Below are 17,186 nucleotides of genomic sequence, written 5' to 3'. Positions count from 1 at the left end.
CAATTTGCGCAATTACGACCGTTTAACAATTGACGATTCGTTTCCAAATTACCGTTAAAAGAAATATTCCTAAAGTTTTAGTAAGCGCTGCCGACAACGGTCCCATGAATACGAGCAGGTTGTCATGCGACCTGCATAAATTAAAGACCAAACGGGGAACTGGCCGACTGAGAGCGGCCAGGCAGCGGTATGTCGAGGCAATCTGTCAACGGTGGCGTCGGCGGCACAGTCCGCCGGATCATGCAGTTCTGTTTGTTTTCCCTGACGCTGATGTCGGTGCATGCGCACGCAGCAGGCGTCGTTGCGGACGGCGGTACGGCCACTTCCGTATCGACGGCTGCGAACGGTCGTCAGACCGTGAACATCGCGCCATCCGTCGGTGGTGTATCGCACAACACGTATAGCCACTTTAACGTGGGCAGTGCGGGCGTCGATCTCAACAACGTCGGCATCAACGCACGAACCATCGTCAATCAGGTAACGAGCACGGACCCGAGCGTGATCTCGGGCCAGCTCGCCGTGCTCGGATCACGCGCGAATGTGGTGCTGGCGAATCCGAACGGCATCACGATCAACGGTGGATCGTTCGTCAATACGGGCCATGTCGCGCTCTCGACCGGACAGGTCAGCTTCAACGATGTGCTCACCGGGTCGGTGCTGCAGCGTAACGTCGTGCTCGACACGAAGACGGGAACGATTATCGTCGGACCGCAAGGCTTGTCGAGCGCGCTCGTTGCATTGGACCTCATCGCGAAGAACATCCTTGTCAACGGGCCGCTGACCAACACGTTCACATCGCCGACAGCCACCGTCAGCCTGCTTGGCGGCACCAGCAACGTAACGCTGAACACGGGCGTGTCGCCCAATGACAATGCCAACGACTGGCTCTCGGTCAACGCATCGGCGACGCACGACTCGGCCAGTTCTTTCGCCGTCGACATCACGGCAGCGGGCTCGCTCACGAGCGGCCGCGTGCAGCTGATCGTCACCGACAAGGGGCCGGGCGTGCGCAGTGCAGGCCCGATGAACGCGACACTCGGTGATTTCACGCTTGCATCCAATGGCGCCGTCGAGTTCTCGAACACGACGCTCACTGCAAACGGCAACGTGAACATGCAGGTGCAGGACACACTGACTGCGACTTCAATGCAGATGCAGGCCGGCAGCGCTGCGTCGATTGCATCGACGGGTCTGCTTGGATTGAACAGCACGTCGCTCCTGGCAAGCGGCGGCATCCATCTCAGTGGCGGCGGCGTGAAGCTGTACAACGACAGTGGCACGCAGACGGTGATCGCGTCGTCGAATGCGGGCGTTGTTGTCAAGAGCAGCCAGGACATCGTGAACGTCGGTTCGCTGGTGCAAGGACAAACGCAAACCACCGGCGACAGCGACTCCAAAGGCGCGGTCACGTTGAACGCCTCAGACAACGTGCTGAACCAGTCGACCACGACCTCGAAGCTCGGCGTGCTGTTCGGCGTGAAAGGGGACGTCGTGATCAACGCCGGCGGCACCATCACCAACGAAGACGCGCGCATCCTGTCGAACAGCAACGTCACGCTCACGGCGGGCGGCGACGTCGACAACATCATCGACCATTCGAGCGGCGTGAACGGGGGCAACGCCGTCGGCTACTCGAACCGAAGCTGGCGGCTGATATTCGTGGAGCATCACGAGAACGGCTTCACCGTCGACTACGGCGCGCTCAACGATCCCGACAAGCTCGCCTACATCACAGCTGACAGCGGCAATGTGACGATCAACGCGCGCAACGTCAACAATGTCGGCGGCTCGATTCTGTCGAACGACGGCAGCATCTTCGTGTCGGCCGCGCAGAACCTGCTGACGCAAGGTGTGTTCGTCGGGCAGGCTTCGTATCACCAGTCCTGCTTCATCTTCTGCAGCGCCAGCGCGTCGAGCACGGTCCAGGCGTTCGGCGGCGTGATGGAGGCGGGCAAGGACATCACGCTCAAGGCGGGCACGCAGATCACCAACACGGGCGGCACGGTGATCGCCATCGGCAACCTGAGACTCGATGCGCCGAAAACACTCGCGCAAGGCGTGCTCGGCTACACGGTCATCAACCGGCGCAACGATCTCAAGACGTGGTTCGGCAACACGTGGGCGGCCATCTACGCAGCCGATACGGGCGGCGTCTTCACCGGCGGAAACGGCCAGGTCGAACTCACGGGCGAAGCGGACATCGACGGCGGATCGTTCAACGCGCCGGGCGGCATTCATGCGGCGGGCGGCGTGAACACGATTCGCGTGCCGTACCGCGCGCCCGTGACGATCGGCACTCACAATGAACTCGGCCTCGTTTCGTGGTTCGGTCTATGAAGCGGCGTCCTGTGATCTTGCGCAGTTGTCTTGCCGTGCTCGCCGTCGGCGCGCACGCGGCCGCGAGCGCGCAGGCGCTTCCGCCATTGCCGCCGGGCGGGTTAAATGCGCTGCCTGGACGCGTGGAACAGGACCCGGGCCAACGGCTGTTGCAGGAGCAGCAGGACCGGCAGCGGCGCAATGAAATCCAGCAGGCGCCCGCGCAGATCGCCGCGCCCGAAGTGCCCGCGCTGCCGAACCTGCCCGAAGGCGCGGACGTCGATACGCTGCCCGATGTCGAACCGATGTTCGAGATCAGCCACATCGAGTTCATCGGCAATCGCGTGTTGAGCCAGAAAGAGCTGGACGGCATCGCCGCGCCGTTCGTCGGCAAGCAACTGGGGCGCAACCGCATCAATCTGCTGCTGCGACGCGTGACGGAAGCGTTCATCGAACGCGGCTACATCACGACGCGCGCTTATCTGGGTGCGCAGAACTTGGCGTCGGGCACACTGAAGGTCAACGTGGTCGCGGGCAAGGTCGCGGGCTTCACGCTCAACGGCAAGCCGCTGCGCCCGCGCGATCCGAACGAGCCGTGGTACGACACGCATGGCGGCGGCCTGCTCACCGATGCCGGCACGGCGTGGGCGTTCGGCGACAGCGTCGGCGACGTGCTGCGCCTGCCGGATCTGGAGCAGGGTGTCGACCAGATCAACCGGCTGCGGCGAAATCAGGCCGAAATCCAGATCATGCCAGGCGAAGCGCCTGGCGATTCGATCGTCGCAGTGTCGAACCGCTACGGCGACCGCACGTTCTACAACCTCGGCATCGACAACTACGGCAGCTCGCAAACTGGCACGCTGCGGTATCGCGGCGGCGTCGAGGCGGATAACGTGATCGGCTTGCAGGAATCGCTGTCGCTGAACTATGTCGGCACGGAAGACAGCAACGCACTGGTGTTTTCCGCGGCCGTGCCGTTCGGCTATCAGACGTTCAGCTACACGACCTCGTACTCCGAGTATCAGCAGACCATCGGCGATACGGCGTTGTTGCAAGGACGCACGTTCAGCCAGATTCTCGGCTGGAACGATGTGCTCACGCGTTCGAAATCCGGCCGCATGAGCGTCGACGTCACGCTGAACAAGATGCGCACCGAGCGCAGCGTGAACGGAATCGACCTGTCACCACAAGACCTGACCGTGGCGCGTGTGGCGTTGAACGGGCTGCGCCGCTTCGTCGCGAACGAGCAGGGCGCGGCTGCGACGTGGGACATCGGCGTATCGCAGGGTCTGCCGTGGCTCGCGGCCAGTCATGACGACAGCGAAATCGGCAAGGCCGATGCGCACAGCCAGTTCACGAAGCTCGACGGCACAGCGACCCTGCAGATGACGCTCGGCTCATTGCTCGGCACGCAATGGGCGTATCGCGGCACGCTGCGCGGACAGTTCAGCCGCGTGGCGCTGTTCGGCACGCAGCAGATCTATCTCGGCGGCATGGACTCGGTGCGCGGCTTCACGGAAGGCGGCATCGCGGGCGATAGCGGCGCATATCTGCGCAACGAAGCAGCATGGCAGAACGTGCCCGCATGGCATGACGCGCGCATCGAACCCTATGTGTTTCTCGACGGCGGCAAATCTCATCTCGTCGCACAAGGCGGCTGGCCGACGCTGGTCGGCACCGGTATCGGCGCGCGTGCCGAATGGCGGCACAACGCGCAAACCGTCACGGGCGAAGTCCTGCTCGGACAGGCATTGATTCAGCCCGCAGCGCTCGGTCACAAGGCCACGGTGCTGCTGGCCACTCTCAACTGGTCGGAATGAAGGAGGTCAACATGAAGCGGCATCTCAATCACATCACGTTCACGCGTCTGACTGCAACGCTCGCGCTGGCTGTCGGGCTCTCGGCGATCGCGGCGCCTTCGATGGCGGCAAACAAGCCGTCGTCGTCGCATGCAAAGGCGGCTGCGCCCGTCGCAGCGTCGGGCCCGCTGCCAGCCAATGCTGTCGCGCGCGTGAACAACGTGTTCATCACGCAGGAGCAGGTCGATGCGATGTTGAAAGCGACCAATACACCGGATACGCCGCAAACGCGCACGGCCATCAAGAACCAGTTGATCGCGCGCGAGCTGTTCCGGCAGGCGGCCGAAAAGCAGCATTACGATACGCGCGCGCAGGTGATCGAAGCGGTCGAACAGGCGAGGTCGCTGGCGATGACGCAGGCGTATCTGCGCGACCAGGTGAGGCCCACGCCCGTCACCGATGCCGACGTGAAAGCGCGCTACGACGCGATCGTCGCGACGCTCGGCGACAAGGAATACAAGCCGAGCGTGATCGCGGTGAAGGACGAAGCGACCGCGAAGGACGTGCTCGCGCAACTGAAGAAGGGCACCGATTTCGCGCAACTGGCGAAACAGTACAGCCAGGGTCCGGCCGCTGCGCAAGGCGGCGCGATGAACTGGGTGTCGTTCAAGACGCCGATCCAGCCGGGCGCGACGCAAGGCTGGCCGCAGCCTGTCGCCGAAGCGATGGTGAAGCTGCCGCAAGGCGGCCTGACCACGGCGCCGGTTCAGGTGGGCGACGCGTTCTGGATCGTCAAGATGGACCAGGAGCGTGTGACCCAGGTTCCCGACTTCGATACGACCAGGGCCGCGCTGCGCCAGCAGCTCGAACAGGTCGCGCTGCAAAAGGCGACGGCGCAAGTGGTGGTCGATCTGATGAAGAACGCGTCGATCCAGCAGCAGTAAAGCGAAAGCATCGAAGGCCTCGAAGGCCTCGACAACAGGAGGCCGCAGCAGACGGGGAAAACTCTGCTGCAAGCGCAAGGCGGACCGGCCAGCCCGCCTTGCGACCAACAAGAAACGACGAAGAACGAGAACATCATGAGAGTTTCGACGCGCAATGCCTTGCGGCAACTCGACCACGTCCGGACCATTCGGGACGAACTGCGCGCGCGCCTGCGCGACACATCCGGCTATATCTGGACGGTTGCCTCGAACGCAAAAACGTACAGCTGGTGGAAGCGCGGCGTATCCGCCGTGGTGGCCGCTGCGCTGTTCGTCGGGCCGTTGACGGTCACGTTCGAGCAGAGCCAGTCGGCGGCGGGCGTGCTCGCGGCGGGCAGCAGGCGTCTGGACGACGATGCATGGCGGCAGATGCGCGACCTGGCCGGGTTGCGTGCGCGCTTCATGATGCAGCAGGCGTTCGCGACGCCTATCGTCGATCCGAACGCGCCCATCAGCTTCCAGCCGAGGATCACGCAGAGCACGGGCGCGAATGGCGGCGTGCCCGTCGTCAACATCACCGCGCCGAACGCGGCCGGGATCTCGCTGAACCAGTACCAGACCTTCAATATCGATCCCGTCGGGCTGATTCTGAACAACAGCCTGATGTCGGGCACGTCGCTCACGGGCGGCAATGTCGGGGCGAACCCGAATCTCGCGGGACGCACGGCGCGCGTCATCGTCAACCAGGTGACGTCGACGGGCGCGGCGTATGCGAGCTTGCTCAACGGTCCGCTGGAAGTGTTCGGCGCACCGGCTACCGTCGTCATTGCCAACCCGAACGGCATTACGACGCGCGGCACGGGCTTCACGAACACGATCGGCGTCACGCTGTCGACGGGCACGCCGCAGTTTCTCAGCGACCTGAACGGCACGCCCACCGACTTCAGTCACGCGACCGCCGTCGGCTACAACGTCACGGGCGGGCACATCCAGATCGAAGGCAATGCGGGTGCGAACGGGCCCGGTGCGGGCATTGAAGGCACCGTCGGCACCATCGACCTGATTGCCGAGACGATCGGTGTCAATGCGCCGCTGTATGCGGGCAACCGTATCAACGCGATTGCCGGACGTCAGTTCGTTGCGCCGAATGCCGTGTCCGATGCGGGCACGTCGTATGGCACGTCGTCCAACGGTAGCGCGAACACTGCGGCGGCGATCAACGGCGCGAACGGCAACGCGAACAATGGTCTTGCCATCGACGCGACCGCTTTCGGCGCGATGACAGCGGGGCAGATTCAGGTGATCAGCACGGCGGCGGGCATGGGCGTGCGCAGCGATGCGCAACTGGCCGCCAATGCGGGTGATCTGCTGCTGTCCGCGAACGGCGACGTGTCGGTTGCGGGCACTGCCGCGCAGAAGCAGGCGACGCTTCAGTCAGCCGGCAATGTATCGATGACGGGCGCACATATCGGCGTCGGCGGTTACTCGATCAGTGCCAACGGCGACGTCACATCGACGGGCACGTTGCAGTCCGGCGCGAAACTCGATGTGACATCGGGCAGCAATATCAACCTTGCGAGTACGCAGGCGAATGGCGATATCGCCATGTCGGCGGGTTCGAACGTTACGCTGGGCGATGTGCAGGGCGGCGGCGCGGCGAGCGTATCGGCGGCGGGCAACGACGGCGCGGGCGACGTCAATCTCAACGGCACGTCTGTCGTCAGCGGCGCGACGACGTTACAGGCAGCGCGCGATATCAACGTCGCCGGGCAGACCAACAGCGGCACCTTGCAGGCAACCGCACAACGCAACGTTAATGTGACGGCGGCGGTACAAACCGCCGGCGACGCGACAGTGACGGCCAAGCAAGGCAATATCAACGCGACTGCGAATATTGCGAGTGGCGGCAATCTGGCACTTGCGTCGGGCCAGGATACCGTGGTTGCGGCTCAGGCGACGGCACAGCAGGCGGTAACGGCAGCGGCAGGGCGCGATCTTTCGATCAGCGGCTCGCTCGCGAGCGGTACGACGTTCAATTCGACTTCGGGCCGCGATACGTCGGTTTCAGGTTCATTGCTGGTCGGCACCGATGCGCAGGTTGCGACGGGACGCAATCTCGATGTGTCGGGTGTATCGATCGTCCAGCATAACGGTGCGTTCGATGCACAAGGCGATATCACCGGCAGCGGATCGATTGCGTTCGGCCAGAGCGGCACGCTGAACGCAGCACACGATGTTTCGCTGACGGGCAAACTGCTCGCGAACGATCTGACGGTCACGGGCGCGAACAACGTCAGTCTCGCGGCGGTGCAGGCGGGCGGCGCGTTTGCCGTGACCGCGAACGGCAACGCGGGCGGCGGCGACGTCACGTTCAACGGCAATGCAGCGAGCGTCGGCGCGACGAATGTGCAGGCGGCGCGCGATATCGCGGTGAACGGCACGCTGGCGGGTGGCGCGCAAACCACGCTCACTGCGCAGCGTGATGTGAATGTCGCGAACGCGGCGACGGTGCAGTCCGTTGGCGATCTGCTGATGACGGCCACGACAGGAAGCGTGAGGTCGACGGGAACGGTCAACGGCGCGTCCGCGCTGACGGTGAAAGCTGCGCAGGACGTCTCGCTGACGGGCGACACGAGCGCGGTCAACGACGTCACGCTCAGCACCGGCCACGATCTGGCGATCGGCGGGTCGCTCGCCGGACAGGCGAAAGCGGCCTTGACGGCAGGTCATGACATTGTCGCGGGCGGCAACAGCGGCTTCGCGAGCGATGTGACGGCCACGGCGGGCAGCAACCTGTCGGTGACAGGCGCGCTTCAGGGCAACGCGGTCAACTTCACGGCGGCGAACTCGGTCTCGCTGAACAACGTCGTGTCGAACGCGGCGTTGCAGGTCACGACGAATGCGGGCGATATCGCGATCGGCGGCACCGTCACGTCGCTCTCGACGGCGACGCTCAATGCCGCGCGCGATGTCAGCGTGAGTGCGAGCGGCACGCTGCAAAGCGCGAACGCGTTGAATGTCACGAGCGGCCGCGATACGACCAACGCGGGCACCGTGCAGTCGAATGGCGACGTCACGCTAACGAACGCGTCCGGCAACCTGGTGAGCACGGGCAACATCCAGTCGGGTGGCAACCTCAACATCAGTGCCGCGCAATCGGTCGATCTCGGCGCACAGGGCACGTCGTCGCTCGGCGATATCAACGTGACGGCCGGGCAGAACCTGACGATGAACGGCTCCGTCGTCGCGCAGGGCAACGGGATCTTCAACGCGGGCAATGCGATCGGCGGCAGCGCAGCCCTCGCGCTTGGCCTGAGCGCGAACGTCACATCGGGCGGCGATACGAACGTCACGGGTTCGGTGCGCGCCGGCACGATACAGACGAACGCGGGCGGCTCCGCGTCGCTGCATGACGTGCAGGCGGCATCGACGCTCTCGCTCAATGCAACGAACGATCTGGACATCACGGGCGCCGTAGTCGGTGGTTCGACGGTCGTGCTCAATGCCGGCCAGAACATCGGCGTCAGCGGTTCGGTGCAGTCGTCCAGCGACATGCTGCTGAACGCGACGGCGGGGAGCATCGGATCGACGGGTGTCATCAACAGCAACGGCGCATTCACGGCGCTTGCAGGCACGGACATCGATCTGGGCGGCACGACGACGGCTGCGTCGGATGCGACGCTGAGCGCCGCGCGCGATGTGAATGTCAGCGGCATGCTCGCGGGTCTGGGACAGGGCGTCGTCACGGCGGGGCGCGATATCGGCGGTGCCGGCACGTTGACCTTCACGCAAGCGGCGACGCTCGCGGCGGGCCGCGACATCGTGCAGGGCGGGCTCGTACAGGGACAGTCGGTCGATATCACGGCGGCGGGCAATGCGACCGTCAACAATATCGAATCTGCCAGCACGATCGCAGTACACGCGAACGGCACGAACAGCGCGAATGGCGCGGGCAACGTTACGGTTACAGGCGCTGCGGCTGCAGCGGGCGCGGTGACGGTCAATGCGAACAACGACGTCTCGGTGACGTCGACCGGCAAGATCGCCAGCGGCACGACGGCGTCTGTCACGGCGCAGCATGACATCCATGTCGATGGTGCAATCGAATCGGTCGGTGACGCGACGCTCAATGCGCAGGCAGGCAGCCTGCTCGCGACGGGCGGCATCAACAGCGGCGGCAAGCTCGATATCACGACGGGGCTCGATCTGTCGCTCGGCACAAGCACGAGTGCCGTCAACGACATCACGCTGACGGCGGGCCGCGATGCGGTGCTGAACGGCACGATGGTCGGCGGATCGAATGCGACGGTCACGGCGGCGCGCGATATCACAGGCGGCGGCACGCAGAAGATCACGGAGACGGCGAACTACGCCGCACAGCACGATATCGCCCTGACGGGTGGTGTGCAGGCGAATGTCGTCACCGCAACGGGCGGTAACAACGCCGCGCTGCATGACGTGATATCGGCGACGACGCTCGATGTCACGGCCAACGGCAACGCAGGTGCAGGTGACGCAGCGATCACGGGCACGGCGACGGCGCCCGGCGCAATCCATCTGACGGGAGCGCGCGATGCGCTGGTGAGCGGCGCGCTCGCAAGCGGCGACGCGTTGACGCTGACAGGCCAACGCAACGTCACGGTGACGGGCAGCGTCGAATCGACGAATGACCTCAATGCGACGGCGATAACGGGCAGCGCATCGTTTACAGGCACGGCGGCGACAGCGGGCGCCTTCAATGTTGCATCGGCGCTCGATACACAACTTGGCGGACAGATCGCGGCTGCGAAGCAGATCGATGTGCAGGCGGGGCGCGATATTGCCTTGACGGGCACCGTCGCGGGGCAGATGGATGGTGTGCTCAGTGCTGGCCGCGACATCACCGGTGCGGGTTCGGCGGCGTTCGCGCAGGCCGCGACGCTGACGGCTTCGCATGATCTTGCGCTGACGGGTGCGCTGCAGGGTTCGACTGTCTCCGTCGCAGGTGGCAACAACGCGGGCCTCGGCAGCGTCCAGGCGGTATCGGGCGATCTGACCGTGACGGCCAACGGCAATGCGGGCGGCGGCGATGTGACGTTCGGTGGCAACGCGACGGCTTTGGGCACGATGCTGCTCACCGCGTCGCGCGACGTCACGGCGGCAGGTGCGATCAACACGGGCGGCACGACCACCGTCAACGCGGCGCGCAACTTCTCGCTGGCCGACGTGAATTCGGCGGGAGACCTCACGCTCACGGCGACGGGCGGTAATGGCTCGGCGGGCAATGTCACCACGCAAGGGCAGCTCAGTGCGAACACCGCGCAGGCACTGAATTTCTCGCGCGCCGCGACCGTCGGCGGCGATGCGCATCTGACTTCCGGCGGCGACATGACGCTGACGGGTGGCATCGGCGCGCAGAACACGGGCACGCTCACGGCAGGTGGAAACATCAACGCAGGTTCGGTCGTGTTCGGCCAGCAGGCGAACGTGCATGCCGGCGGCAGTGTGAATGTGACGGGTGTGGTCGGCACGAACGGCAACCTCGTCGTGACGGCGGGCAACGATATGTCGCTGGGCTCGGCCCAGGCGGGCGGCACGGTTCAGTTGCAGGCGCAGGGGCATAACGGGGCGGGCGATGTCGTGGTGATGGGTGACATTGCCTCCGGCTCGACCACATCGGTTACGGCTGCACGCGATGTGCAGGTTGGTGGTTCGGCTTCGTCGGCGGATATGCTGAATGTCTCCGCTGGCCGCAACCTGCTGATCGGTGGCGCGGCTGGCTCGAACGGCAACATCACGTTGACGGCAACCACGGGCGCGCTTGGAGTCGGCGGTGGCGTGACCACTCAGGGCAACTTTGCTGCAAGCGCAGGCGGCAATCTGGCGCTGCTGTCGGGCGGACTCATCAACGGCGATACTAATGTCACGTCGGGCGGCGCGATGACGCTCGGCGGCAACCTGTTGGGACTCGGTGTTGCGAACCTCAATGCCGGTGGCTCGATCAACGGTGGCGGCGCACTGACTTTCGGCAAGGACATCACGGTCAACGCGGGCGGCGGTGTCGCGCTCGGCGAAGTTCAGGGCGCAGGCAAATTCACGGCAACCTCGAACGGCGATATGTCGTTCGGCCCGGCGACGGCCGTGGGCGACATCGTTGCGACGTCGCGTGCAGGCAGCGTGGCGTTCAACGGACAGGTGCAGACGGGCGGCAACGCGACGATCAATGCAGCCAATAATGCATCGGCAACGGGCGGTATCTCGTCGATGGGCGCCGTCAATGTGACGGGCACGAACGGCAATGTCACGGTTGGCGGCGTGTTGTCGAATGGCGATGCAAGCCTGCATGCAGGACAGACCTTGACGCTCTCCGGTAACAGCGTTGTCGCGGGCGAACTGGCGCTGTCCGGCGCAAACGTCACGATGAGCGGGACGGCGAGCGGATCGAAGGATATCTCGATCAATGCGACGGGGACCGTCGATGCGGGACAGTCTTCGATCGTTTCTTCGAAGAACCTGCAGGTCGCAGGCGCGAACGTGACGCTCGGCAATGCGATCGTCGGCGGCACACTCGATGCGCGTGCTTCGAACCAGCTCTCACTGGTGGGAAGCCAGCTCGACGTGGTCGGCGCGGCGACGCTCGTGTCGCAGAATGCTTTTTATAACGCGAGCAATGTGCTGTCGGGTGGCACGCTGACCGTGACCGCTCCGAACCTCACGAACGCTGCGACGGGTTCGCTCGCATCGACGGGCACGACGAATATCACCGCGACGAACTTCGCGAATGCCGGGCTGGTGAATGGCGCGACGACGAACATCAATGTGGCGGGTGCGCTGAACAACATCGGCGGCTCGTTGATGGCCGTCAACAGCCTGAACATCAATACGGGGACGCTGAACAACCAGAACGGGCTGGTTTTTGCGGGTAATCCGAATACGCCGACCGGGCCGGTGACGGGCGATGTGTCTCTGACGATTAATGGAGGCGGCGGCGCGTTTTATAACGTTGGCGGACAGCTGCTTGCGCAGCGGAATATGGGTGTGAGCGCCGTCAATGCGACGATCGATCCATCGCAGGGCACGATCAGTTATGGCGGGCAGCTTTCGCTGACGGCGGGTTTTATCAATGTCGGGGGGACGTGGAACTATGGTGGACAGGGTGCGACGGTTGTTGCCTTGAGTGGTATCAACAACTACGGGCTGATCACGGGGTCCGCTCCCCTGACTCTCACGACCTATGGCACCTTCAACAACTTCGGTCAGCTGTCGGGGAATGACGTCACGTTCAACGGCGCGTTGAGCAATGCCGCGAATGCTGTCGTACACAGCGGCAGTTCAATCACGCTGAACGGTAGCGTTACGAATCGCGGCACGATCGAAAGCGCCAACAATCTGACGTTCAACGGCGGTGGCAACTACGATAACCAGTACGGCACGACGCAAGCCAACGGCAACATCAGTCTGAACACTGACGCGACCGTGTACAACACAGTCGGGACGATTCTTGCCGGCGGCAACATCAATATCAATGCCGGGGCGGTGGTCAATGATGCGTTGCAGGGCGCAACGCAAACGTCCACACAGCTCGTCGGTGCTTCAGCGAACCCGGATCTGTTGAGTCAGATCGTGATCGGGATGTTGTCCGGCTGGTATTGCCAGAACAGCCAGGGCGACTGTTACCTTTATCAGTTTTCGCAGACGGCTACGATCGCGACCCTGTTGCCGAACATGGGTGGCGGGTATATCGATGTCCGAAGCGGCGGCAGCACGTGCTATGGCGATTCCAGCGCCTGTGCGGAACTGCAGGTCGGTAACTCGCAAGCGGGAGACCATCAGTACATCGCGTTGCCCGGGATCGACCGGACGATCACAGCGCCCGGTCCGGTTTCGCCTGGTGTGATCGCAGCAGGAGGCAGCGTCAATATCACGGCAGGCACGTTGTCGAACGCAGGCAGCACGATCTCAGCGGGACTGGATGTCAACCTGAACCTGCAGTCGCTCAACAACGCATCGGTGGGCAATGCCGTCGCGACTATTGTCGACACCGTCGATAAGGCGCAACTTGATGCGTTCATGGCGCAGATGAATGCGCTGGGCACGGTCGGAATTTACGGGAGTGGCGGTCTGGGCATCTCCGGAACGGTCGTGCCGCAGTCGACCGTTTCGTTCAATCCGGGCGCTAACGTACCGCCGAGCTCCACCAGTACGACTACGACGTTCGGGGCGCAAGGCCAGATCATCGCGGGACGCAACATGAATCTGTCCGGCGGCAATCTGGTGAACGGCGGTTTGCTCTATGCTGGCAATAACTTCAACGCGAGTGCCGCGCAGTCGTTCTCCAACCAGGGGCAATACAACTCGGCCACCTCGACGCAACCGGGTTGCGCATCCGGTGTGAGCGGCGCGCAATGTGGTGGCGCCGGTGGCATGCGTGGCGGGAATCCCAATTCGACCACGTTCTCTTATGCGCAGCAGAACGCCACGGTCTTTGCCGGAAACGACCTCGTCATTGCTGCGGGGCAGATCAATAACACGTACGGCAACCTGCTCGCGGGCCATGACATCGTGATCGGTGGCGTTGGAACGACGGCGACGTCGACCACGCCGGCGCAGAGCCTGAACAATACGTCCGGCAATATCGTCGCGGGCAACAACATCACGCTCAATGTGTCGGGCGCGATTACCAACACGCTGCCGCCGCCTGTTCCGGTCCATGAGGACTACGGGTCGAAGGAGCAGTACTCGGGCTGTATGACCGTAGGTGGTTACAAGGAGAGCTATTGCGAAGGCTATGTCGACCAGCAGACCGGTAATTCATCGGTTATCAGCGCCGGTAACAACCTTCAACTCAACGCGGGCAGCCTGACGAACATCGGCAGCCTGATTGCGGCTGGGAACAACGCGACGATTTCGGTCGCAGGCCCGGTCGTCAACGAAGCGCAGACGCTGAACGCGTACTGGCATTCACATTGGGTCCAGGAGACGGGGGATTTCAGTCCCGACAAGCGGCACGACATCTGGGCATGCGGCTCACCTGAACAATGCACGGCGCTTTACGGCGATGCGTACACGAAGGTGGGTGGCGCGATCGATCCGCCGACGCCGGTCGGCAATATCGCCGCGACGATCCAGGCACCGAATCTGTCCATTACATCGGGTGGCGAGATTCAGAACGTCGGCAACGTGATCGGCACGTCAGTGACGCTCACCGGCCAGAAACTGATCAACGGCATCACGACAGCGAACACCTACACGCCCCGCGTAAATGGACCGTCGCAGGTGATTTCGCTGAGCGGGGTGAATCTGCCTGGCTTGAATCTGACCACACCGCGCACGGTCGGTGCGCCGCTGCCGACGCCTGTAGCCGGCCAGGCATCGTATGTGTCGGGTTCGCTGGGTAGTTCGGCGCTTGACCCGCTCGGTCCGCAGGCGTTGCTCGACAATCTGCCGGCAAACCTGCAACCGGGTTCGACGTTGTTCTATTACAACCCCCAGGCTGAAGATCTGATGCTTCAGCAGGCGGCATTGCAGCAGACGGGCAAGGCCAGCTTCATCGATGGATTGACCTACGACAGCAAGCACAATCTCTCTGTCACTGCGCAGGAAAAGGAGATCCTGTACCAGAACGCAATCGACTATGCGAAGGCCAACAATCTGCAGCTTGGCGATGCATTGACTCAGGCTCAGCTCAATACATTGAGCGCGCCGATGCTCTGGTATGTGGAGCAGTCGGTGCCCGACCCGGGTTGCGTGTCGACAGGTCCCGTGACGTGTCCGACCGTGACGGCGCTGATGCCGCAGGTGTATCTGCCGCAGAACTGGAGCGCGATGTCAGCGGACGGGACCATCACGGGCAAGGACGTCACGCTCAACTTTAATCAGGATGGCAACGGAAGCATCCTCAATACGGGCGACATCACCGCATCCAATACGCTAACGGTCAATACCGGGACGCTGACCAACCAGGCCAATCAGGTCAACGTAGGTCAGATCTGGAGCTATATCAACGAGGTCGGCTACTCCGAGACGACAGGCACGGCTGTTCAGCCCGGCGGCTTCATGAGCGCGGCGAACATGGACCTGAACGTCCAGACGCTCAATCAGATTGGCGGCGCGCTGCAGCAACTCAATGCCGATGGCACGGTTGATCAGTCTGGTACGCAGCAGATGCTCGCGCAGTTGCAGCAGCAACTGGGCACGAGCTTTACGCAGACGACCGTTAGCGACAACCTGCATACGGATTTTGTGGCGCAAGGTGGTTTTGGAGCCTCTCAAATCGTTGGTATCGCCTTTGCGGTAGTCATCGCCATCATGACCGCTGGCGCAGCGAGCGCTGCAATCGGTGCGGTGGCGACGGAAGGGAGCACGTTTGCTGCGGCGACTGCTGCGACGACTACCACAGAAGGGGTGGCCATGCCGGCGGTGTCAGCCGGGCTGGGCAATATTGCACTATCGGCTGCGGCTGCAGGGTTCACATCAAGCATTGCGTCACAGCTGACCATGACCGGGCAGTTGAACTGGGCGAGCGCTTTCGAGGCGGCAGGTGTCGCGGGGATTACTGCTGGGCTGACGAATGGCATCACGTACAACAGCGACTCGGGGCTTGGTTTTACTACCCAGCCTTTGGCCGTCGGCGGCGCTACCAATTCTATCGCGGGCCTGGCGGGTGTTAATCCGGTGGCCGGAACGAGCGTAAACCAGGCGACTACGACCACTGCTTCGTTGACAGAGCGAGGCCTGGCGATGCTTGCAGAAGCGGGCATTACGGCTGGTGTCGGCACAGCAATCGGAGGGGGGAGTTTTGCCAACGCGCTTGAGAATGCGTTGACGGGAGAATTGTCTGCCTCTGGTGCATTCGCCATTGGGGACGCCCAAGCCAGCCTGAATGATGTGCTCGGGCCTGTGGGAGGCGAACTGGCGTACCTTGCAGCGCACGCGGGACTGGGGTGTGCGGCTAGTGCGCTTGATGGAACTGGTTGTGCTGGAGGCGCTATAGGCGCAGCATCAAGTGCCGCATTTTCACCAGACTTCATCCAGGCGATAGACCCGACTGGAGCGCCTCTAAACGCCGCGCAACAGGCCGCACTTGCGGGTTTTGCAACGCTGCTTGGAGGCAGCGCTGGTGCCCTACTGGGGGGCAACGCTCAAGGTGCTGCATTGTCCGCTCAGAATGAGGCGCTAAATAACTCGGGCGATCATCCCGGGCAAAAAGGGCTATTCGAGAAGTTGGGGGATGCGTTTCAGGCAGCTTGGCAAAGCTATCAAAATCAGCAGGCACAACAAGCCATCACTGAAGCTCAGGTGGCTGCAGGTGTAGGTCAGCAGCTGGGTGCTTACGCTCCCTATCTGATTGGCGGAGGTGCGCTTGTAGCAGGGGGTGTGTTATTCGGTCCGGAGATCGCCGCAGCGTGCGTTGCCAACGCTGTCTTGTGCGCCAACGAAATCTCTATATTGGCGGGCGAGGTTTACGCCGGCGTGAATGGTATGCCGGCTGGTACGGGTGCCTCAGTAATCACTGGGGCGTTTTCGGCCACAAACACGAATCCCGTTGCGACCCAACCAAGTACAGCATTCTTTTGGTCAGGTCGCACCGGCAGCGTTGGTGGTCAAGACATCGCAGCCCAAATCGCTCGATTGAACGGTGGCACTACACTTGAGACGTTGATTGCACAAAACGGTATACAAATGCCGGCATGGGATGCGGCGAACCCGGCGGTAGTGCAGGCATGGCAAAATATTTCCGCACAGTATGCATCCGGTGCGTCGGGTACGGTTCGAGCTGTCATTGGTTCGAATCTTCGGCCCGGAAACGTTTGGGAAACTGCAGAATTACCAGCGTTGATGAAGAATCCAAACGTTACTCAGATCATTACCATTGATCCTGCTACGGGCGCTAGCAAAGTCATTTTTACGCGAGGTAATCAGTGATCTTAGACGTGTCACGAGGCCACATCCGGGTCAAGATCGGCAACCGGGTTGTAACAGTGCAAGGAGAGATGTTTTTCCCGGGAAACGACAAACTTGGCTTTGTCGTTTTCTCGGACAGCATCAAGTTTTGGGACCCGCCAGACCAAACTTCGCCAGTTTTGTCTTCTGAGAAAAACCTCATATTGGACGACATAAGAGCAGACTTTGATCGCGGAGGGCACACGCTCGAAATCGAGTAGCCAAC

The 17,186-nt window shown here is 62.7% G+C and carries 5 protein-coding genes; all 5 read left to right on the top strand.

Translation table 11 applies throughout. The annotated features are described in order from the left end of the window. Nucleotides 1-189 precede the first annotated feature (189 nt). The 5 genes from PPGU16_RS40180 (at nt 190) to PPGU16_RS43310 (ending at nt 17,181) form a co-directional block, all read left to right on the top strand. Nucleotides 190-2,337 (top strand): two-partner secretion domain-containing protein, encoded by a 2,148-nt coding sequence (locus PPGU16_RS40180; RefSeq protein WP_434064465.1) that lies wholly within the window; start codon nt 190-192, stop codon nt 2,335-2,337. Next, nucleotides 2,334-4,136: a ShlB/FhaC/HecB family hemolysin secretion/activation protein gene (locus PPGU16_RS40175; protein ID WP_180727635.1), complete on the top strand. Its 1,803-nt coding sequence runs from the start codon at nt 2,334-2,336 to the stop codon at nt 4,134-4,136. The genes PPGU16_RS40180 and PPGU16_RS40175 overlap by 4 nt, the downstream gene beginning before the upstream one ends. Nucleotides 4,137-4,147: 11 nt before the next feature. Next, nucleotides 4,148-5,059 (top strand): peptidylprolyl isomerase, encoded by a 912-nt coding sequence (locus PPGU16_RS40170; RefSeq protein WP_180727634.1) that lies wholly within the window; start codon nt 4,148-4,150, stop codon nt 5,057-5,059. A 135-nt stretch (nt 5,060-5,194) separates the two neighbouring features. After that, a complete protein-coding gene (locus PPGU16_RS40165; RefSeq protein WP_180727633.1) occupies nt 5,195-16,942 on the top strand; it encodes a two-partner secretion domain-containing protein in 11,748 nt (3,915 codons plus the stop codon). Next, on the top strand, nt 16,939-17,181 hold the full coding sequence (locus tag PPGU16_RS43310; protein WP_180727632.1) for an Imm74 family immunity protein: 243 nt from the start codon (nt 16,939-16,941) through the stop codon (nt 17,179-17,181). The genes PPGU16_RS40165 and PPGU16_RS43310 overlap by 4 nt, the downstream gene beginning before the upstream one ends. The last annotated feature ends 5 nt before the right edge of the window (nt 17,182-17,186 follow it).

Origin of the sequence: Paraburkholderia largidicola, from assembly GCF_013426895.1 — a bacterium.
Lineage (GTDB): Bacteria > Pseudomonadota > Gammaproteobacteria > Burkholderiales > Burkholderiaceae > Paraburkholderia > Paraburkholderia largidicola.
This window is presented reverse-complemented; position numbering and strand designations above follow the sequence as displayed.